This window comes from Microbispora sp. NPDC004025, from assembly GCF_053604425.1.
Genome location: NZ_JBSGHN010000002.1, coordinates 769853 through 789860 on the forward strand (window position 1 = coordinate 769853; position 20008 = coordinate 789860).

Sequence of the window (20008 nt, forward strand, 5' to 3'; positions counted from 1 at the left end):
CCTAGAGATGTCCTAGTGGCTTCCAAGACGTCCCCCGCACGCTGGGGCGATGCCGCCGCCGTCCGACGAACACCAGCCGCCGTACGACGGGGATCCGGGCCCGCCCGATCCCCGTCGCGATCCGGCGTGCGTCACCCGCCCGGGCGTCCGGCCCGGCCCGCGTCCCCGATCCACCGGCGACCCGCATGCCGGGTCCGCGCATGCCGGGCCCGCGCATGCCGGCACACTGCTGCTGCGCGAGGTGCCGGCCCACCCGGGCGCGCCGGGGGCCCGGGTCATCGGCCCGGCCCTCGAAGAGGCTCTGCGCGCGGTGCCGGCCGCGCGGTGCCGCCTCTACGTGCTGACCGACCTCGCCCTCCCGGCCGCCGCCGCCCCGCTCGCCGCCGCGCTGCTCGAGACCACGCTCCTCGAAACCACGACGCATCGGGAGACCACGGCGCATCGGGAGACCACGGCGCAGGGGGAGACCACGGCGCCGCCGGAGACCGGGGTGCCGGGGCACGTCCCCCGGTGGGCCCTGCTGCACGCGCTCGCCGTGGCCGCCCCGCACCGCGGCCGGGGGCTGGGCCGCCGCCTGCTCGACGACCTGCTCATGGAGTTGCGCGCGGACGGCGTACGCGCCGTGTGGTTCCTCTCCGGCCCGGGCGACGAGGGCGTGTGCGCCCTGCTGAGGAGCGCCGGATTCACGGACACAGCCGGCCCCGGTTTTCCTCGCGAGAACGAGCGGACATATGGGTATCATGAGCCAGAAATCCGACCCTGGGCCGCCTGGCTCGTTCGGGAGTTGTGATGCGCACGGGCATCGACGGCGCGCGCTCAGGGGCGCCGCGCCAGGGCCAGGACGGCCGTCAGGGCCCCGCTCTGGACTTCCGCCTCCTCGGCACACTGGAAGTGGCCGACGGCACGGGGACGATCCTCGATCTCGGGCCCCGCAAGCAGCGTGCCGTGCTGACGCTCCTGCTGCTGAACGCGCCCCACGTCGTGCCCCTCGACCAGCTCATCGACCGGCTGTGGCGGGACGAGCCGCCGTCGAGCGCCACGGGAACGCTCCAGGCGTACATCTCGCATCTGCGCAGGACGCTCGAACCCCGGCGCAGCCCGCGCTCCCCCGCCCGGGTCCTGCGTACGCGGGAGCCCGGCTACCTGCTGGACATCGAGCCGCACCAGGTCGACGCCGAGCGGTTCGGCCGGGCGGCGGAGGCCGCGCGCGCGGCCCTGGCGGCGGGCCGCCCCGAGGAGACCGAGCGCATCCTTGGCCCGGCGCTGGCGCTGTGGCGGGGCGAGCCGCTGGCCGACCTGGCCGACGAGCCGTTCGCGCGGTCCACCGTGGCCCGCCTGAGCGAGATCCGCCTGTCCGCGCTGACCGTACGCGCCGAGGCGTGGCTCGCGCTGGGACGGGCGGCCGAGGTGACGGTCGAGGTCGAGCGCCTGCTCGAACAGGACCCCTACCGCGAGGGCCTGTGGGCGCTGCTCATGCGGGCCCTCTACCGGGAGCGCAGGCAGGCCGAGGCGCTGGCCGCCTACCAGCGCTGCCGCGCCCTCCTCGGCGACGAGCTGGGCCTCGATCCGAGTCCCGAGCTGCGGCGGCTGGAGCAGGCCATCCTCCTCCAGGACGAGTCGCCGGCCGGCGTGTGGGCCCCCGTGGTCGCCCTGCCGCCGGAGCAGGGCCCAGAGGCAGGCGCAGAGGCAGGCGCAGAGGCAGGCGCGGCACCCACGGCACCCACGGAGGACGGCCGGGCGTACGGGAACGCGGGCGACGAGAGCGCCGGGGACGCGGCCGGAGCAGGACCGCTCGGACGGGGACTGGTGGGGCGGGAGCCGCACCTGCGGCGCATCGCCGAGCGGCTCGACGACCTACGCCGGGGCGTCGGCGGGGTCTTCCTGGTGAGCGGGGAGTCCGGCATCGGCAAGACCCGCCTCGCCGAGGCCGCCGCGAGCATGGCCGCCGAGCGCGGGGCCGCGGTGGCCTGGAGCAGGTGCGTCGAGGGCAGCGGCGCGCCCGCGTTCTGGCCCTGGATCCAGGCGCTCAACGCCCTGGACGCGCACGACGCCCCCAGAACGGCCATGGCCCCCGACGCGGGCGGCGCTCCGGGCACGGGCAGCGCCACGGGAACGGGCGGCGCCCTGGGAACGGGCGGCGCCCTGGGAACGGGCACCGACCCGGGCACGGCACGGGTTCCCCGCACGGACGGCGCCCGGGGAACGGGCGCCGCCGCGGGGACCGGCCAGGCGATGGCGGCCGTCAAGGGCGGGGAGACGGGCGGCGATCTCGCCCGGCTCGCCCACCGCCTCCTCGACGGCGACCGGACGGACACGGCCGACCCCGACACCGCCCGCTTCCTGCTGCACGACAGCGTGGCGCGGGCGCTGACGCGGCGGGCCTCGGCCGCGCCGGTCCTGGTCGTGGTGGAGGACCTGCACTGGGCCGACGCCGCCTCGCTGAAGCTGCTCACCTTCCTCGGCGCCGACCTGCACCGCGTACCGCTCCTGGTGCTCGCGACCGTACGGCCGGAGCCGGCGGTGGACAGGCAGGCGCTGACCGAGGCGCTCGGCGAGCTGACCCGCCAGCGCGGCACGGAACGGATGACCGTCACCCCGCTCACCCCCGAGCAGATCGCCGACTACCTGCGCGAGGCGGGCCGGACCGGGCTCGGGGCGGAGCTCGCCTCCGCGCTGCACGACAGGACCGGCGGCAACCCGTTCTTCCTCGGCGAGCTGCTGCGCCTGCTGACCAGCACCCACCCCGGCGACCGGGTGGGCGTGACGGACGTGCTCGCCCTCGCGGTGCCCGACGGCGTGCGCGACGTGATCAACCAGCGTGTGTCACGGCTGCCGGAGGACTCCCAGACCCTGCTGCGGGCGGCCGCCGTGATCGGCAGGGACGTGGACGCCGACGTGCTGGAGACCGCGACCGGGGTCGGCGGCGCCCGGGTGATGATGCTGCTCGAACCGGCCGTCGCGACCGGGTTGCTGTTGGAGGTGGACGGCGGCTGGGACTACCGCTTCTCGCACGCCCTCGTGCGGGAGGCCTTGTACTCCGGGCTCAGCCGCAGGCAGCGCGCCCAGCTCCACGGCCGGGTGGGCGAGGCCATCGAGACCCTCCGGTGGGGCGAGGCCGGCTCGCGGCTGCCCGCCCTGGCCCACCATTTCGGGCTGGCCGCCAAGGTCGGCTACGCGGACAAGGCCGTGTCGTACGCCGTGGAGGCGGCCGGGCAGGCGACGGCCCGGCTCGCCTACGACGAGGCCGTCCTGCACTGGGAGCAGGCCCTCGAGGCCTCCGCCGCCGGGCCCGCGGCGGCCCGCTGCGCCCTGCTGATCGGCCTCGGCAAGGCCCTGCGAGTGACCGGCGACGTGGAAGGCGCGCGCCGCGCGCTGGACGAGGCCGTGACGCTCGCGACCGGCATCGGCGACGACGACGCCGTCATCGAGGCGGCCACCGTCTTCGGCGGCGTGACCCTCTGGAACTGGCGCTCGTACGGCACGGTGGACCGGCGCATGGTGTCCGTGCTGGAGGATCAGCTGTCCCGGCTCGGCCCGGAGGCCGTGCGCACCCGTGCGGAGCTGCTCGGCACGCTCGGCGTCGAGCTGTACTACGGCGAACGGCGCGAGGAGGGCCGCCGCCACGCGCTGGAGGCCGTGGAGCTGGCCCGGCGCACCGGCGACCCCCTGCTGCTGGCCCGCACGCTGAACAACTTCGTCATCGCGGCCTGGACGCCCGAGCACGAGGAGGAACGCTACCGGGCGGCCGAGGAGATCCTGAGCATTCCGGGCCTGCCCAGGGCCACCGAGATCGTCGCCCGCCTGCACCGCATGCCCAAGCTCATGAAGGCGGGGCTGCTCGCCGACTACGACGCGGAGCTGGCCCGCTGCCTGCGGCTCACCGCCGACGTGCGGATGACGGAGATCGAGACGCAGGTCGCGTACGCCGCGGCCGGGCGGGCGATGCTGGCGGGCGACTGGGCGGAGATGGACCGGCTGGCGGCCCTCGGCACCGGCAGCTTCCGCCGCACCAGCCTGTGGGGCCCGGACGTCCTCAAGCTGATCTACGCGTTCTTCGCCGACTGGTGTCAGGGACGTCCCAGCCCGTTGCTCGCGGAGCTGGTCGAGGCCGCGGGCGACGAGTCGAACCTGCTCGCGCGGCCCACGGCCGTCCTCGCCGCGCTGGGGGCCGGCGACGTCGATCTCGCCCACCGCCTCGTCGACCGCTGGGGCGCGGCGCGGCCCCGCGACTGGACGTGGCAGTTCGTCTCCTGGCAGTGGGGCCTGGTCGCGGTCCGGCTCGGCCGGCCCGATCCCGGCGAGCTGCTCGCCGAGTTGCGGCCGATCGCCGGTCAGCTCATGACGATGGGCACCGGGTGCCTGTCGTGGGGGACGCTGCACGACGTGGTCGCGGGGCTCCTGCAGCGGATCGGCGACACCGCCGCCGCACTGTCGCACGCGGAGGCCGCGCGGGACGCGCACCGGCGGCTCGGCCTGCCTCACCTCGTGAGCCGCAGCGAGGCCCTACTGCGGGAGATCCGTGCGGGCGCGGCGGACACCGGACGAGCCGGCGGCGCGCTCACCTGACGCCGGGACGCCTGGGCACAGGTCCGGTTCTGACGCGGTCCGGGGACGAGTTCCGGGCACGGCTCTGGGCACGGTTCCGGGGACGCTCCCGGGCAGGGTTCCGGGCGCGGGCAGGTGCGGGACGTTCGCACCTGCGCCGCCCCCGCTGTTGTCGAGGTGCTGCGGCGGGTTTTCCGCGCCATTGTGGGTGCCATGAGCCAGGAACAGGCCCGCCCCGATCACGGTCACGGTCACGGTCACGGTCATGGTCACGGGCACGGGCATGAGGGCGGTGCGGGGACGTTCCGGACGCGGATGGCGCATCTGCTGCGCCCGCACTCCCACGAGGCCGCCGACAAGGTCGACCCGGCGATGGAGTCGTCCGCCCGGGGGATGCGCGCGCTGTGGGTGTCGCTGGCCGGTCTCGGCGCGACCACGCTGGTCCAGGCGGTGGTGGTGGCCCTGTCCGGGTCGGTCGCGCTGCTGGGCGACACCCTCCACAACGCGGCCGACGCCCTTACCGCCGTGCCGCTCGGGATCGCGTTCCTGCTCGGCCGCCGCCCGCCCACCCGCCGCTACACCTACGGGTACGGCCGGGCCGAGGACCTGGCCGGTGTGGTCATCGTCGTGACGATCGCCGCCTCCTCGATCGCCGCGGCGTACGCCGCCGTCGGACGGCTCCTGCAGCCGCAGGAGGTCTCCCATCTGGGGGCCGTCGCGGCGGCGGCGCTGGTGGGCTTCGCCGGGAACGAACTGGTCGCCCGCCACCGCGTCCGCGTCGGGCGGGAGATCGGGTCCGCGGCCCTCGTCGCGGACGGGCTGCACGCCCGCACCGACGCTTTCACCTCCTTGGCCGTGCTGGCCGGCGCCGGAGGGGCCGCCCTCGGCTGGACCTGGGCCGACCCCGCCGTCGGCCTGCTCATCACGGTCGCGATCCTGGCGGTGCTGCGGCAGGCGGCGCGGGAGGTGTACCGCCGGCTGATGGACGCCGTCGACCCCGCGCTAGTGGACCGCGCGGAGGCGGCCCTGCGGGGCACCCCCGGCGTGCTCGGCCTGGGTCAGGTGCGGCTGCGCTGGATCGGCCACCGGCTCCGGGCCGAGTGCGAGGTCGTCGTCGACCCCACAGTCACGGTGGTGGAGGCCCACAGGGTCGCGGCCGAGGCCGAGCACAACCTGATCCACGCGATTCCCCGGCTGACGGCCGCGATCGTGCACGCCGACCCGCTGGCCCGCGACGGTGTGGACCACCACGCCGTCCTGGACGGCCACCGGCACGACCACCGCCCGGCGTACCACCCGGCGGCGGGCGCCTAACCCCTGGCGTTCTTCGGCACCGGGTTCGCGGCCAGGTAATCCTGCAGTTCACGATGGCGGAACTGGTAGGCGATCCCCGCCGTGCGAAGCAGGCCCGCGGCGTGACACCAGTCGAGGAACCGCCCGAGTCGCCAGGGCAGCCCGTTGCCGCCGAGACGGCGATTCCACCGCCTGGCACACAGCAGGAAGGCCACGTAGCGCGGGCCGGGCCCGCTGCCGAGCACGAGCGCGGCCGCGAACGCGAACCAGGTTACGAGGCCGAGGACGATCCCCGGCCCTGGCCCGGCCTGCAGCCATTCCACCGCGCCGGCGGGCATGGCGAACGTGAGCCCGCACACCAGGCCGTATTCGGCTCCCCTGGCGAGGTCGTTGCGCATCACGCCGCGGGGGCCGTGGACCTTGGTGTACCCGTACCCGGCGGCGCCTTCCACATAGACCAGGACGAATCCCACGAAAGCTCCGATGACGACTTCGTATCCCAGCAGCTCCGCGAGCCCTTCCGTCGGGCTCCCGCGAGGCGACGTGGTGAACAACAACGCCACGAACGCGGCCACCAGCCAGAGCACGAGGTAGATCGCGAGCACGAGGACCGGCACGACACCGAACGTGATCAGGAGCCAGTAGGGGATGAGGACCCGGTCCCCGCGCCGCGGCTCCTGCCAGACGATCCGCCAGGACCCGACCAGCGCGACGGGCAGGCCCAGCAGGACGATCAGCGTGACGACGCCGCCGAACGTGAACGGCAGGCGGACCAGCGCCGTGACCATCGCGCCGGCGGCCAGCAGGGTCGTCGCGGCCTGCAGCACACCGTGGACGACGCGCACGGCGCGCGGACCGGCGACCGGCCACAGCTCGTGCAGGACGAGATCGGTGCCGGACAGGGAACGCCCGCCCACCGTACGTCCCGCCGCGTTGGCGTTCAGATAGCCGGCGAGAGTCCCCAGCCAGGCGTGGACCTGCCGGGGCGAGTAGTCCCCGTACGCGCTGACGGCCGGGATGAGCTTGGACACGAGATGCTCGCCGATGGCCTCCTCGGTGGGCAGGCGGGTCAGCTCGGCCGGGTCGGGCTGACCCGCCTCACCGGTCCGGCGACGCCTCCTGTAGACAGCCGCGGCCAGGGTCAGCCGCCACGGGGTGGACAGGGCCCGGGCGAGCGGGCCGAGCTCGAAATCGATCGCGTCCAGCACGTCCGCCCACCGCTTGGTGTCGGCGTCAGCGGCGATGTGACGTTCCAGGAAGGTGAGCGCCTCCCCGGGAGCGACCGGCAGGATCTCGATCTGCGCGGCCTCCCCTGCCCACACCTCCGCGGCGGCCAGCGCCTCGTAGTGGCCCGTGCGGCAGGTCACCACGACGCCGGCCTTGGCCGCGCCGTTCAGGTAGAGATCGAGGGCGCTCAGCAGCAGGCCCGCCCGCGAGTCGTGACCCGGCTCCGCGCCGGCGTCCATCTCGTCCAGCTCCTCCAGCACCGGCAGCACCCGCCGGGCTCCGACCAGCTCCATCGCGTCGGCCTCGGGCAGTTTCAGGACCCGGACGAGGTGGTCGGCGAGCATGCCCTCCACCGGCTGGTGATCCCAGGAGGCGGCGGGCAGGCGGATCGGCACCGGCTCACCGGGATCCGCCAGCAGGCCCAGCACAAGCTCGACGGCGAGGACGGTCTTGCCCGCCCCCGGCGCGCCGGTGATAACCAACCGGCGTGGGGACAGCGCGCGGTAGTAGTCCGTCGCGCCCGCGAGGCTGCCTGCCGGCGCTGCGCCGGTCAGGCCGTGCGAGGGGACCCGGTGCAGGGAGAACGCGAGGTCGATGACCTTGTCGTCGCGCAACAGCTGCTGGCGCGCCCTGGTCTCCGTCTCCAGCATTCTGGCCCGCAGCGACGCCTCCGCCGAGGCCACACCGGCCCCCGGCCTGCCGAGGGGCAGGAACCAGAGGGTGATCGCCAGGGTGACCAGGGCGCAGACCGCGCTGATGGGGCCCTCGGCGTCCGCGCGCCCGACTCCGGGCAGCAGCCACACGCCCACCACCACGGCCAGGACGGACGCGACCGCCGCTCCGCCCCGGACGGCGCGACGCAGCGTGCGCGGTCGCGGACCCCTCCTCATGGGCACCGATCATGGCAGTCGGCAGGCCGCAGCTCCGGACAAATCGCAACTTGCGCGGATCGTCCCACTCGCCGCCGAGCCGCTCAGGGGCGGGGCATCGCCATGGCGTTGGGGAAGGGCAGTCCTCCCCCGTCGACGATCCGGGCGGCGAGCGGGCGCAGGAGCCGCGTGAGCCGGGCCATGCCGGTCTCGCCCAGGGCGTCCATCGGCGCCCGCGCCAGGCGTTCGGTGAGGGCCTCGACGGCGTCGCGCTCCCGGCGGCCCCTCTCGGTCATGGCGCCCTCGCGGTCGAGCACGCCGCGCTCGCGCAGCCGCTCGGCCGCGGCCCGCCACTCCTCCTCGGTCCACCCCCGGTAGGCCCGCTGCTCGGGCGGCACGAGCCCGAGCGCCGAGGCGACGACGTTGGCCTCGCAGCCGTCCAGGCCGGCGGTGACGAGGGCCGCGACGTGCCCGTCGCCGCGGAACTCGCGCAGCGCGGTGAGCGCGTGCCACAGCGCGGCGAGCGGCTCGCCGGGCGGCGGCAGGGCGGCGTGCGCCGCGAACAGCACCCGTCCGGCGGCCGGGCAGGCCTCCACCGCCGTCCGCGCCAGGTCCGCCGCCTCCCGCACGTCCGCGTGGTCGGCGAGGCCGCCGAGCAGGCGGCGCAGGCACCGGCCGGCCACCTCCAGGCGCGCCTCGAGTGCCTTGTCCGGCGGGCAGAACCGCCAGGCGTCGGGGATCGCACGGGCGACCATCGCCGGGGCGAAGTTGTAGAACGCGGCGGTGACGACCTGCGGGGAGACCGGGCCGAGCGCGGCCGACCTGGAGGCGAAATACCCCATCCAGAAACCCTTGAGCCCTGCCGCGGCGTAACGCTCCCTCGCCTCCGGCGCGAAGTAGACCGGGGCGTGGCAGCACTCGATCAGCCGCCAGATCTCGTCCATGCCCGCCAGGCTAGATCAACCCCGTACGGTGACCGGGGAAGGGGTCAGGCGGGCCGCACCGAGACCGGGTCGAGCCAGCCGAACGGCGTCAGCCTGGGCGCCGCGATCCTGCGCGAATAGCCGGCCTCGTACCGGTAGAACCACAGCGGGATCGCCGGCATGTCCCGGACCAGCATCGCCTCGGCCTTGCGGTAGAGCCCGATCGCCTTGGCCCGCGACACCTCCCGGTCGGCCGCGCGCAGCAGCGCGTCGTACGTCGGGTTGCGGTACAGCCCGTAGTTGTACACGCCGCCGGAGGCGAACTGCGGGCCGAGCACGTCCTGGATGTGGGGGAAGTCGAGGCGCCAGCCCATCCGGAACGCCCCCTTGACGGCGCCTTTCGAGGTCTCCCGCTGGAACGCGGCGAACGTCTTCACCGTCTTGGGGACGATCTTCACCTCCCCCTTGAAGACCCCGTCGACGCTCGCGGCGACCGCCTTCACCCAGTCCGCGGACCCGCTGTCGACGTCGTAGTAGAGCGGGATGCTCGCCGGTGTGCGGAACCCCTTCGCCTTCGCCCGGGCGAGGTACGTCCGCGCGCGGGCCGGGTCGTAGCGGCAGAACGCGCCGCAGGCGCCCGGCTTCGCGCCGTCGGCGGTCGGCGGGACGAACGAGTCGGCCGGCGCCCGCGAGCCGCGGAAGACCTCGCGGATGATCGTCTTACGGTCGATCGCCATCGAGATCGCCTTGCGGAGGTCGGCGTTCGTGCCCAGCCGGAGCGGGATGCCGATCTCCTGGACGGTGCCGACCACGGGCTTGATCACCCTGCCGTCGAGGTCCTCGGCGACACGCGAAGCCGCGACGGCCGGCACCTGGGAGAGGAAGTCGAGACGGCCGCCGAGCATGTCCGCGTAGGCGGCCTCGTCGCGCGAGTACGCCCGATAGGTGATCTTGCCCACCCGCGCCTTCACCCGGCCCGCGTAGCCGTCGTACCGCTCCAGCACCGTCTCGGTGCCGGGCGCCCACCGCACCACCCGGAACGGCCCGTTGCCGACCGGCTTGCGCTCGAACGAGGAAGGGTTCCTCAGCGCGGAGTCGGGCAGCGGTGAGAAGGCGACGTGGCCCAGTTTCTGCGTGAACGGCCCGAGCGGCCGCTTCAGCTCGATCGTGAACGTGTGGTCGTCCACAACCCTGAGCCCGGACATCACACGGGAGCCGAATCCCTTGATCTCCTCGAACAGGAACGCGGTGCCGGACTTGCCCGCGGCGGCGGTCTGGTTCCAGGCGTCCACGAAGTTGTGCGCCTTCACCTCGGTGCCGTCGTGGAACGTCCAGCCCTCACGCAGCCTGACCGTGAACCGGCGGTTGTCCTTGGTGCTGATCGACCGTGCGACCGCGTACGTCGCCCCCGAGGTGCGGGGGTCGTACTCGACGAGCCCGGTGAACAGCGCGTCGAGCACGTCGCCACCGCAGGCGTCGGCCCAGCCCAGGGTGAGCTTGTTATACGGCGGGCAGGTGGACACCGTGACGCCGACGCCGGACTCGGCCCGCGCCGGCGCGGGGACCGCCAGCAGGCAGCAGACGAGGGGAAGGACCGCCACGGCCGAGCGGGGGACCACCTGTTTTCACCTCCGGACCCGAAGAGGTGATCATCTTAGTGGCCCGGCTCGGGGCGAGTCCGGACTTTTCCAGATCGAGGTCAGAACCAGCCGCGGCGGCGGGCCATGGCGGCCAGGCCGTCGCGCAGCGCCTGCTCCACCGCGCCTGGGTGGTCGCCGTACCCGACGCGGAAGCGGTTGTAGACGTCGTGGCTGGAGGTGAGGAACCCACCCCGCTTGTCCGCCTCAAGGATCACGTCCATCGAGTGCGGCCCGGCGATGAAGGTCAGCTCCAGCTCGTTGAAGTGGCGCCGCCACTCCGGACCGGCGTGATACTCGATCTCCTGGTAGAACGGCATGGCCGAGCCCCGCAGCGTGCCACGCTCCAGGTCGGCCCGCTTGAAGTGGAAGCCCATGCGGACGAGCGCCCCCAGCAGGTGGTCCTGGGCCGGCAGCGGGTTGACGAACAGCGGGTCGAGGTCGCCCTTGTCGAGCGCGCCCGCGAGTGCCAGCTCGGTGGCCACGCCCAGCCGCATGCCGGGCAGCGGACGCCCGCCGACCGCGCTGACCGGGGTCTCCCACGGCACCGGGATCGCGAACGGCAGCGCGCGGGCCTCCCCCGCGCGCAGGTCGAACGGCCCCGACACCGGCGCCCGGAGAAAGCTGTAGGTCGCGTGGTATTCCTGGTCACCGCGCTCGACCTCCACGACGGCGGTGAAGTCCACGGTGATCCCGTCCACCCTGTGGTCGGACGACCCGCCCCTGAAGCGGACCTCGCCGTACAGGGTCTCCCCCGGGCGCACGTGCGGGTCGCGCAGCACCGTGTCGACCTCGACCCCGGCCCCGAACGCGGCCATCAGCTTGCGGAACACCTATCACTCCCTCGGTCGCGGACCGTTCACCGCTGCCAACGACCCGTTCCGCCGCTCGGTTCCCCGCAGAGGTGTCCTTTCCGGGCCGTCCCGTTCGTCGTACGGACATGATGGGATACGGGTCCGAGGAGGACGGATGAAGTACGTGCTGCTCATCTGCGGCGACGAGTCGGCGGCGGAGCACGCCGGCGACGGGTGCGGCGGATGGTCCGAGACGATGGCGGAGCGCGGCGTGCTCCGGGGAGGCGCCGGGCTGCGCCCGCCGGGTGACGCCACCACGTTGCGCGTGCGCGAGGGCGAGGTGCTGCTGTCGGACGGGCCGTTCGCCGAGACCAAGGAGCAGCTCGGCGGGTTCTGCCTGATCGAGTGCGCCGACCTGGACGAGGCCATCGAGGTCGCCGCCGCCCATCCCGCCGCGGCGTACGGCACGATCGAGATCCGGCCGCTCACGGATCTGTGACGCCGCCGGTCGAGGCCGCCGTCGACCGGGCCTTCCGCGAGGAGTGGGGGCAGGTCGTGGCCACCCTCATCCGCTGGACCGGCGACTGGGACCTGGCCGAGGAGTGCGCGCAGGACGCCTTCGCCCAGGCCCTGCGCACCTGGCGGCGTGACGGCGTGCCGCGCCGCCCCGGCGCGTGGCTGACCACGGCGGCGCGCAACCGGGCCGTGGACCGGCTGCGCCGTGAGGCCACCGGCGCCGCCAAACTCCGGGAGGTGGCGGACATGCTCGCGGCCGAGGAGGGCGACGCCGCCGACGAGCCGGGCGTGCCGGACGACCGGCTTCGGCTGATCTTCACCTGCTGTCATCCGGCGCTCGCGCTGGAGGCCAGGGTGGCGCTGACCCTGCGCACCCTCGCCGGGCTCACCACGGCCGAGATCGCGCGGGCGTTCCTGGTCGGCGAGCAGGCGATGGCCAAGCGGCTGGCCCGGGCCAAGCGGAAGATCCGGCACGCGGCGATCCCCTATCGCGTGCCGCCGGCGCATCTGCTGCCGGAGCGCCTCCCGGCGGTGCTCGCGGTGCTGTACCTGCTGTTCAACGAGGGCTACTCGGCGACGGCCGGCGCCGGTCTCGTGCGGCACGACCTCGCGGCCGAGGCGATCCGGCTGGCCCGGGTGCTGGTGCGGCTGATGCCGGACGAGCCCGAGGCGGCGGGCCTTCTCGCGCTGATGCTGCTGCACCACGCGCGCCGCGCCGCGCGGCTGGACGAGGCCGGCGACCTGGTGGTGCTGGAGGACCAGGACCGCGGCCGGTGGGACGCCGGTCAGATCGCCGAGGGCGTGGCTCTGCTGGACTGCGCGCTGCGGCGCGGGCGGCCCGGCCCCTACCAGGTGCAGGCCGCCATCGCCGCCTGTCACGCCACCGCCGCCCGCCCCGAGGACACCGACTGGGCGCAGATCGCCGTCCTGTACGGGCGGCTCGCCCGGCTGGTCCCCTCGCCCGTCGTCGAGCTGAACCGCGCGGTGGCGGTCGGCATGGCGCACGGCCCGGCCGCGGGCCTGGCCCTGGTCGACGCCCTGCGGGGGACACTGCGGGAGACCGGCGCCCTGGCCGGCTACCACCTGCTGCCCGCCGCCCGCGCCGACCTGCTGCGCCGCCTGGGCCGTACGGCCGAGGCCGCCGAGGCCTACCGGGAGGCGGCCGGCCTGGCCGCCACCGACGCCGAGCGCCGCTATCTCGCCCGCCGCCTCGCCGCCCTCGAATAGGTGTCCGTACGGGCCGTTCCCGTTCGTCGGTTGGGCGAACACGTACGGCACGAACGGAAGGCGACGACCTATGGATACGGATGTACGACGGCGGATAGCGGCGGAACGCCGGGAACTCGCGGACCTGCTGGGCGAGCTGCCGCAGCGGTCGTGGGACGCGCCGTCGCTGTGCGCGGGATGGCGGGTGCGGGAGGTGGTCGCGCACATGACGACGCCGTACCGGCGCTCCGGGCTGAGCGTGCTGGCCGGTCTCGTCCGGGCCCGGGGGAACTTCGACCGGCTGGCCGACCGGCTCGCCCGCGAGGACGCGGCGGCGCTCGGCCCCCGGGAGCTGACGGCGTGCCTGCGGGACAACGCCGAGCATCCCTGGCGGCCTCCGGGGGGCGGCTACGCGGGCGCGCTGTCCCACGACGTCATCCACGGCATGGACATCACCGTGGCGCTGGGGATCGACCGGCGGATCCCCGACGACCGGCTGCGCGTCCTGCTCGACAACGCGCTGTCGCCCCGGAGCCGGAGGTATTTCGGCGTCGACCTCGACGGCGTGGAACTACGCGCCGACGACGTGGACTGGTCGCTCGGGACCGGCACCCCGCTGACCGGCGCCGCGCAGGACCTGGTCCTGGTCCTGTGCGGCCGCCGGCTGCCGGAGGGACGGCTGCGCGGCGAGCCCGCCGCACGCTTCACCCGCGCCGTCCGCTGAACGCGCCGCTTCGGCCGCTGGTCGCAGAAGCCGGGGAGGTCTGTGCCCTTTCGGGCGTCGTGCGCGTTAATGTGCTCGAGATCACGGACCTCTCCGGTCGGAGCGACGGGGCTCCCGGCGAGGTCTCCTCCGCTCCGCGCACTCCTGGAGGCCCTTTCATGCCGTCCCGCTCCGGTTTCGATCCCGACCCGTCGATCAGGAAGCACCGCACCGCCGGCGCCACGCTCACCGTGACCGCGGACGGAGCGCCGCTCGCCGGCCGGGAGGTCGTCGTCGCGCAGCGCCGGCACAAGTTCCTGTTCGGCTGCATCGGGTTCGACTTCATCCCGCTGGCCAACGGTGAGACCTCGGCGGGCACCGGCGAGCGGCGGTCGCTGGGCGAGTCCCCCGCGGCCGGGTCCCAGGAGGTCGCCGACCTGTGGTTCGACCTGTTCAATTTCGCCACGCTGCCCTTCTACTGGGGGCAGTTCGAGCCGGTCCGGGGCCGTCCGGACACCGAGCGGCTGCTCACCACGGCGCGGTGGTTCGCCGACCGGGGCGTCCCGGTCAAGGGGCACCCGCTCGCCTGGCACACCGTGACCGCCGACTGGCTGATGGACCTGTCGAACGCCGAGATCGCCAAGGCCCAGGTGGAGCGGATCCAGCGGGACATGACCGACTTCGCCGGCGTCATCGACATGTGGGACGTCATCAACGAGGTCGTGATCATGCCGATCTTCGACAAGTACGACAACGGGATCACCCGGATCTGCCGGGAGATGGGCCGGATCCCGATGGTCCGGATGGTGTTCGACGCGGCCCGCGAGGCCAACCCCCACGCCACGCTGCTGCTCAACGACTTCGACATGTCCGCGGCGTACGAGTGCCTGATCGAGGGCGTGCTGGAGGCGGGCATCAAGATCGACGTGCTCGGCCTGCAGAGCCACATGCACCAGGGCTACTGGGGCGAGGAGAAGACGCTCGCCACGATCGACCGTTTCGCGCGGTACGGCCTGCCCATCCACTTCACCGAGACGACCATCGTCTCCGGCCACATCATGCCGGAGGAGATCGTCGACCTGAACGACTACCAGATCCCCGAGTGGCCGAGCACGCCCGAGGGCGAGGCCCGCCAGGCCGACGAGGTCGTGCGCCACTACAAGACCCTGCTGTCCCACCCCGCCGTGGAGGCGACGACCTACTGGGGCCTGTCGGACGGCGGCTGGCTCGGGGCTCCGGGCGGCTTCGTCCGCGTCGACGGCACCCCCAAGCCGTCGTACGACGCGCTGCGCTCGCTCATCAAGGACCAGTGGTGGCTGCCGCCCACGACCATGGTCACCGACGACGACGGCCGTGTCCGCTTCGACGGCTTCCTCGGCGAGTACGAGGTCACCGCGGGCGGCCGGACGGCCACGTTCGCCCTGGACGAGCCCGGAGACGCCGAAGTGGCCGTGTCTCTCTGATGTCTCTCTGACGTCTCTCTGACGTCTCTCTGACGTCTCTCTGACGTCCCCTCTGACGTCCGCCACCGGCCGCGGAAGATTTTCGAGATTTCTTCGTGGAAGATGTCGAGAACCGGGGAGCCGGCTTCTACCCAGGGGTGAGCGCGCCCACCGGGGGCGGGCGGCAGGAGGAGCGAGACATGAAATACATGCTGCTGATGCAGTTCGGCCCGCAGAGCGACATCGCCCCGATCGACACCTGGTCGCCTGAGGACGTCAAGGCGCACATCGAGTTCATGGGCGACGTCAACCGCGGGCTCGTCGAGGCCGGCGAGTTCGTCGACGCGCAGGGGCTGGCGATGCCCGACCAGGCGCGGATCGTGCGGGCCGGAGAGGGCGGCGTCCCCGTCGTCACCGACGGCCCCTTCCCCGAGACCAAGGAGTTCCTGGTCGGCTACTGGATCATCGACTGCGAGGGCCCGGAGCGGGCGTACGAACTGGCGGGCCACATCTCGGCCGCGCCCGGCCTGAACGGCGAGCCGCTCAACATGCCCATCGAGGTGCGGCAGGTCATGGCGGGCCCGCCGGAGGAACTGTGACCGCCGCGCATCCGCCCGTCGACGACCTGCTGCGCCCGCTGGCGCCGCAGGTCGTCGGCGTGCTCACCCGGAGGTTCGGCGACTTCGGCGCGGCCGAGGACGCGGTCCAGGAGGCGATGCTCGACGCCCTCGCCCAGTGGCCCGCCGAGGGCGTGCCGGACAACCCGAAGGGCTGGCTCGTCCAGGTCGCGCACCGGCGGATGATCGAGCAGGTGCGGGGCGAGCAGGCGCGCCGCCGCCGCGAGGAACTCGTGGCCGCGCGGTCGCCCGCCGACCACTGGACCTCCCCCGCCGCCGACCTGGCGCCCGGGACGGACGGGGACGACACGCTCGTCATGCTGTTCCTGAGCTGCCATCCCGCGCTGACGCCCGCGTCCGCCATCGCCCTGACCCTGCGCGCCGTCGGCGGGCTGGCCACTGCCGAGATCGGCAGGGCCTTCATGGTGCCCGAGGCGACGATGGCGCAGCGGATCAGCCGGGCCAAGCAGCGCATCAGGGCGTCGGGCGTGCCGTTCCGCCTGCCGGAGCCGGACGAACGCGCCGAGCGGCTCGCCGCCGTGCTGCACGTGCTCTATCTGATCTTCAACGAGGGGTACGCCGCCAGCGGCGGCCCGGGCCTGCACCGCGTCGAACTGTCCCGCGAGGCGATCCGGCTGGCCAGGACGCTGCACCGCCTGCTGCGAGGTCACCCGCACGGTGAGGGCGAGGCGGCCGGGCTGCTCGCGCTGATGCTGCTGACCGACGCCAGGCGGCCCGCCAGGACCGGCGCGGGCGGTGTCCCCGTTCCCCTCGCCGAACAGGACAGGACCCTGTGGGACCACGAGGCGATCGCCGAGGGCGTCGCGCTGCTCACCGCCGCTCTGCGCCAAGGCGCCGCCGGGCCGTACCAGATCCAGGCGGCGATCGCCGCCGTGCACGACGAGGCGGCGACGGCCGAGGAGACCGACTGGCCGCAGATCCTCGCGTTGTACGGCCTGCTCGAGCGCATGTCGCCCAATCCGATGGTCTCCCTCAACCGCGCCGTCGCCGCCGCCATGGTGCACGGCCCCGCCGCGGGGCTGGCCCTGCTCGAACCGCTGGCGGACGGCCCGCTGGCCGGTCACCACCGTCTGCACGCGGCGCGCGCCCACCTGCTGGAGATGACCGGCGACCACCGGGCCGCCGTCGCGGACTACCGTGCCGCGGCGAGCCGTACGGCCAGCGTCCCCGAGCGCGACCACCTCATCATGCGCGCCGCCCGCCTCGCCGCCTCCCTGTGAGCGGTCTCACCATGCGAATCCCGGAGGTGCGCCGGCATCCCGAGCGGTGAGGATGGCGTCATGATCGATCTCTCCCTCTATCTGGCTTTCGTCGTCGCGGCGGCGGCCCTCTGCGTCGCTCCGGGACCCGACATGATGTTCATCGTGGCCATGGGTGGGCGCGGCGGCCCCGCCACCGGCGTCCTGGCCGCCGTGGGCGTGGCCTGCGGCGCCCTGGTGCACGCCCTGGCCGCGATGTCGGGCCTGTCGGCGCTGTTCGCGCACCTGCCTGTGCTGTACCACGTGCTGCGGTGGGCGGGCGCCGCCTACCTCGTGTACCTCGCGGTCAAGGCCTTCCGCGACCGCGGCACCCTCCAGGGCGACGAGGGCCCGCCGGCCGGCCCCGACCCGCGCCGGCTGCGCGCCTTCTGGCAGGGCATGCTCACGAACCTGCTCAACCCCAAGGTCATCCTGTTCAACATCGCGTTCCTGCCGCAGTTCGTGAACCCGGCCCTGGGACATGTCGCCGGTCAGCTCATCGTTCTCGGCCTCACCCTGGTGCTGCTCGGTCTCTGCGTCGACGCCGTCGTGGGCGTCCTGTCGGGACGGCTCGCGTCGCTGCTGCGGCGCAGCCGCCGGGTCGCCCGCGGCCTGAACCTCTTCAGCGGCTCCGTCTTCGCCGCCCTGGCCGTCCGCCTGGTGACCTCACCCGAGTAGAGCCGCCGCCCGGCCGGTCCTTCCCTGCGCCTTCCCCCGCGCCTCCCAGCGCCTCCCCGGCGCCTCCCGGGCGTCAGGGGCGGCGCGGAACCGATCCCGGCGCCAGGCGGCGGGCGAGGAACTCGAGCGCCGCGACGACCTCGGCGACCCGCGCCGGGTCGTCGGTGCCCAGAGCAGCCGCGAGCGGCTCTTCCACACCGGCCGCCCGCACGGCCTCCACCCGCGCGGAGTGCCCGGGCGCCCGCCTGATCACGACCCGGCGCCGGTCGGCCGGATCGGGGGCCGTGACGACCGCCCCGGCCTCCTTCAATCGGGCGACGGCCCCCGACACGGCGCTCTGCGGCAGGCCCGTCCGCGCCGCGATCTCCCCCACCGAGGTCTCCGGGTGCGCGCGCAGGTCCGCGACGACCACCAGCACGGTCCGGACACTGGCGGCCTGCGTCGTCCCCGACGTGGCGATGTCCTCGACCGGCATGGCCTCTTCGCCGATCTTCATGAGGGTCCTGCCGAGCAGGAAGAGGTCGACTCCGTTCACCGCACCAGGCTACATCAGACTTGATGCATCAAATCTGATGGATTATCGTCCGGATCACCCGAATGAGAGGACGACCCGTGAACGGCACGCTCCGCACGACCGGCGCCACCGTCTACTACGAGGTGCGCGGCGCCGGCCCCGTGCTCCTCATCTCGCAGAGCGGGGAGGGGGACGCGGACCGGACCGCCGACCTGGTCCGCCACCTGGCCGCCGATTACACCGTCGTCACCTACGACCGCCGGGGCCTGTCCCGCAGCGTCCTCGACGACCCCGGCCGGGGCGCGACCATGGCCGACCACGTCGACGACGTCCACCGCCTGCTCGCCGCCGTGACCGACCGTCCGGCGCACATGCTCGGATGCAGCTTCGGCGCCGTCGTCGGGCTGCACTTGGCCGTCGAGCATCCGGAACAGCTCGGCACCCTGATCGCGCACGAGCCGGTCGCCCCCTCGCTCCTGCCCGCCGCCGAACGGGTCCGTCACGTACGCGAACTGGAGGAACTGCAGGACCTCTACCGTGCGCGCGGCCTCGCCGACGCGTTCGCCAGGATCGCCGAAACGCTGGGCATCGACCCCGTCGCGCAGGACACCGAACCCGGTCTGACCCCGCGGCCTCTCGACGACCGGCGGCGGGCCGGCTTCGACTTCTTCATCCGCAACGACTTCACCGCGATCGCCCGCGACACGCTGGACGTCGCCGCGCTCGGGGACACGGCCGTCCACGTCATCCCGGCCTTCGGCCGCACCACGCCCCGGCACGTCTTCGACCACCGGTGCGCACAGGAGCTCGCGGCGCTTCTCGGGGTCGAGGCGAGGGAGTTCCCCGGCGGGCACAACGGCAACACGACCCACCCCCGCGCGTACGCCACGCGAATCCGCGAACTTCTGGCGACCTGAACCCGAAACCGGCCATTCCCCGGGCATGCAATATGGCCACAGTTATGGAAAATCCGCCTTTTTCTGGATATCCCTCACCGGGGTGCGCCGCTGGAAGCATGAGATCCGACAGCGTCCCCGAAAGGATCTGAAACAGTGGCGACTATTTCCGGCAGGACCCGATTCGGCTTGTCCACGCTGCTCGCCCTCGCGGCGGGGGCGGCCATCGCACCGGCCGCCCCCGCCGCCGCGGCCGACGCCGATTTCGAACTGGAGGTCACCTGGCGCTCGTTCTCCTTCGTCGAACGCCGCAGCTGCGATCCGACCGGCCCGATCGTCGGCGGCGGCCGTATCGGGCCCCACCCCAGCCCCGAGTGCGGGGACTGGGAACGGATCAACGCGTCCATGAGCGTTGAGGGCGGCGAGGTCGTCGGCCCGTACCGCGTGCGCAACATCGGCACGTGGGACAGAGCTCCGCTCAACTGGGATCGCACCGAGAACTGGTCCAGCACCGCGAATCCGGATTACCCGGTTTTCATCGGAAGCTCGACGAGCTTCAACGTGGCCGACCGTCCGATGTGCCAGACCGAAACGTACCGCTGGTGCCGCACCGCTTTCGCGAAGAACAACAACACGGTCAAAATCCGCGGGAAATTCGGCGACACCGTCAAGCTGAACATCCACGCCCAGACCACGGACGGCCAGGAAGGCTGCCTGATGCACGACGTGTACAACTGGACGCAGGCACGGGTCGGCCTCTACAACTCGTGGAACCCGCGCATCGCGATCATGGCGGTCCGGTACGAGGGTCACCCCACCGATCTCTGCCGAGCCGGTTTCCAGGTGGTGGCGAGGCGGCTCTAGGCGGCGGCGGCGCTCTTGACGTGGG

General features: G+C 73.6%; 17 protein-coding genes. 12 read left to right on the forward strand and 5 right to left on the reverse strand.

The window, feature by feature from the left end; all coding sequences use genetic code 11:
• Window positions 1-49: 49 nt before the first annotated feature.
• The 3 genes from ACWEQG_RS07855 to ACWEQG_RS07865 all read left to right on the forward strand — a co-directional run bounded on the left by ACWEQG_RS07855 (window position 50) and on the right by ACWEQG_RS07865 (window position 5859).
• Window positions 50-790 (forward strand): GNAT family N-acetyltransferase, encoded by a 741-nt coding sequence (locus ACWEQG_RS07855; RefSeq protein ID WP_452282742.1) that lies wholly within the window; start codon window positions 50-52, stop codon window positions 788-790.
• Window positions 790-4566, forward strand: a complete 3777-nt coding sequence (locus ACWEQG_RS07860) for a BTAD domain-containing putative transcriptional regulator (protein ID WP_452282744.1) — start codon at window positions 790-792, stop codon at window positions 4564-4566. The genes ACWEQG_RS07855 and ACWEQG_RS07860 overlap by 1 nt, the downstream gene beginning before the upstream one ends.
• Before the next feature lie 192 nt (window positions 4567-4758).
• Window positions 4759-5859: a cation diffusion facilitator family transporter gene (locus ACWEQG_RS07865; RefSeq protein WP_452282746.1), complete on the forward strand. Its 1101-nt coding sequence runs from the start codon at window positions 4759-4761 to the stop codon at window positions 5857-5859.
• Here ACWEQG_RS07865 and ACWEQG_RS07870 read toward each other — a convergent pair.
• The 4 genes from ACWEQG_RS07870 to ACWEQG_RS07885 form a co-directional block, all read right to left on the reverse strand.
• Window positions 5856-7955 (reverse strand): hypothetical protein, encoded by a 2100-nt coding sequence (locus ACWEQG_RS07870; protein ID WP_452282748.1) that lies wholly within the window; start codon window positions 7953-7955, stop codon window positions 5856-5858. The two genes, ACWEQG_RS07865 and ACWEQG_RS07870, sit on opposite strands and share 4 nt — an antisense overlap.
• An 83-nt stretch (window positions 7956-8038) precedes the next feature.
• Complete coding sequence (locus tag ACWEQG_RS07875) at window positions 8039-8878, reverse strand: SCO6745 family protein (protein ID WP_452282750.1); 840 nt, start codon at window positions 8876-8878, stop codon at window positions 8039-8041.
• Window positions 8879-8922: 44 nt separating this feature from the next.
• The gene (locus ACWEQG_RS07880) at window positions 8923-10476 is read right to left on the reverse strand and encodes an ABC transporter substrate-binding protein (protein WP_452282752.1); all 1554 of its coding nucleotides are present in this window, start codon (window positions 10474-10476) and stop codon (window positions 8923-8925) included.
• Between the two features lie 80 nt (window positions 10477-10556).
• Entirely contained in the window at window positions 10557-11327 is a 771-nt protein-coding gene (locus tag ACWEQG_RS07885) for a sporulation protein (protein WP_452282754.1), read from the reverse strand.
• Window positions 11328-11463: 136 nt separating this feature from the next.
• Here ACWEQG_RS07885 and ACWEQG_RS07890 point away from each other — a divergent pair, with 136 nt between their 5' ends.
• The 7 genes from ACWEQG_RS07890 to ACWEQG_RS07920 all read left to right on the forward strand — a co-directional run bounded on the left by ACWEQG_RS07890 (window position 11464) and on the right by ACWEQG_RS07920 (window position 17709).
• Complete coding sequence (locus tag ACWEQG_RS07890) at window positions 11464-11787, forward strand: YciI family protein (RefSeq protein WP_363461906.1); 324 nt, start codon at window positions 11464-11466, stop codon at window positions 11785-11787.
• The gene (locus ACWEQG_RS07895; protein ID WP_452282756.1) at window positions 11784-13031 is read left to right on the forward strand and encodes an RNA polymerase sigma factor; all 1248 of its coding nucleotides are present in this window, start codon (window positions 11784-11786) and stop codon (window positions 13029-13031) included. Before ACWEQG_RS07890 ends, ACWEQG_RS07895 begins: the two co-directional genes overlap by 4 nt.
• 70 nt (window positions 13032-13101) lie before the next feature.
• Window positions 13102-13734, forward strand: a complete 633-nt coding sequence (locus tag ACWEQG_RS07900) for a maleylpyruvate isomerase family mycothiol-dependent enzyme (protein ID WP_452282758.1) — start codon at window positions 13102-13104, stop codon at window positions 13732-13734.
• Window positions 13735-13892: 158 nt separating this feature from the next.
• Complete coding sequence (locus tag ACWEQG_RS07905) at window positions 13893-15176, forward strand: endo-1,4-beta-xylanase (protein ID WP_452282760.1); 1284 nt, start codon at window positions 13893-13895, stop codon at window positions 15174-15176.
• Window positions 15177-15355: 179 nt separating this feature from the next.
• Window positions 15356-15754 carry a YciI family protein gene (locus ACWEQG_RS07910; protein WP_452282762.1) on the forward strand — a complete coding sequence of 133 codons (399 nt, stop codon included), beginning with the start codon at window positions 15356-15358 and terminating at the stop codon, window positions 15752-15754.
• Complete coding sequence (locus tag ACWEQG_RS07915) at window positions 15751-17013, forward strand: RNA polymerase sigma factor (protein ID WP_452282763.1); 1263 nt, start codon at window positions 15751-15753, stop codon at window positions 17011-17013. The genes ACWEQG_RS07910 and ACWEQG_RS07915 overlap by 4 nt, the downstream gene beginning before the upstream one ends.
• Before the next feature lie 60 nt (window positions 17014-17073).
• The gene (locus ACWEQG_RS07920; RefSeq protein ID WP_452282765.1) at window positions 17074-17709 is read left to right on the forward strand and encodes a LysE family translocator; all 636 of its coding nucleotides are present in this window, start codon (window positions 17074-17076) and stop codon (window positions 17707-17709) included.
• Between the two features lie 73 nt (window positions 17710-17782).
• On the opposite strand, the gene ACWEQG_RS07925 is transcribed toward ACWEQG_RS07920, so the two are convergent.
• Window positions 17783-18244, reverse strand: coding sequence for a MarR family winged helix-turn-helix transcriptional regulator (locus ACWEQG_RS07925; protein ID WP_363461892.1), 462 nt, complete (start codon window positions 18242-18244; stop codon window positions 17783-17785).
• Window positions 18245-18321: 77 nt separating this feature from the next.
• Here ACWEQG_RS07925 and ACWEQG_RS07930 point away from each other — a divergent pair, with 77 nt between their 5' ends.
• Both ACWEQG_RS07930 and ACWEQG_RS07935 read left to right on the forward strand, forming a co-directional pair.
• Window positions 18322-19140 (forward strand): alpha/beta fold hydrolase, encoded by an 819-nt coding sequence (locus ACWEQG_RS07930; protein ID WP_452282767.1) that lies wholly within the window; start codon window positions 18322-18324, stop codon window positions 19138-19140.
• A 135-nt stretch (window positions 19141-19275) separates the two neighbouring features.
• Window positions 19276-19983 (forward strand): hypothetical protein, encoded by a 708-nt coding sequence (locus tag ACWEQG_RS07935; RefSeq protein WP_452282769.1) that lies wholly within the window; start codon window positions 19276-19278, stop codon window positions 19981-19983.
• Window positions 19984-20008: the final 25 nt, after the last annotated feature.

Bases quoted from the DNA above. Each gene is read 5' to 3' on its own strand.
- ACWEQG_RS07855 (WP_452282742.1), top strand. From the start codon at position 50: ATGCCGCCGCCGTCCGACGAACACCAGCCGCCGTACGACGGGGATCCG.
- ACWEQG_RS07860 (WP_452282744.1), top strand. From the start codon at position 790: ATGCGCACGGGCATCGACGGCGCGCGCTCAGGGGCGCCGCGCCAGGGC.
- ACWEQG_RS07865 (WP_452282746.1), top strand. From the start codon at position 4,759: ATGAGCCAGGAACAGGCCCGCCCCGATCACGGTCACGGTCACGGTCAC.
- ACWEQG_RS07870 (WP_452282748.1), bottom strand. From the start codon at position 7,955: ATGAGGAGGGGTCCGCGACCGCGCACGCTGCGTCGCGCCGTCCGGGGC.
- ACWEQG_RS07875 (WP_452282750.1), bottom strand. From the start codon at position 8,878: ATGGACGAGATCTGGCGGCTGATCGAGTGCTGCCACGCCCCGGTCTAC.
- ACWEQG_RS07890 (WP_363461906.1), top strand. From the start codon at position 11,464: ATGAAGTACGTGCTGCTCATCTGCGGCGACGAGTCGGCGGCGGAGCAC.
- ACWEQG_RS07900 (WP_452282758.1), top strand. From the start codon at position 13,102: ATGGATACGGATGTACGACGGCGGATAGCGGCGGAACGCCGGGAACTC.
- ACWEQG_RS07905 (WP_452282760.1), top strand. From the start codon at position 13,893: ATGCCGTCCCGCTCCGGTTTCGATCCCGACCCGTCGATCAGGAAGCAC.
- ACWEQG_RS07910 (WP_452282762.1), top strand. From the start codon at position 15,356: ATGAAATACATGCTGCTGATGCAGTTCGGCCCGCAGAGCGACATCGCC.
- ACWEQG_RS07920 (WP_452282765.1), top strand. From the start codon at position 17,074: ATGATCGATCTCTCCCTCTATCTGGCTTTCGTCGTCGCGGCGGCGGCC.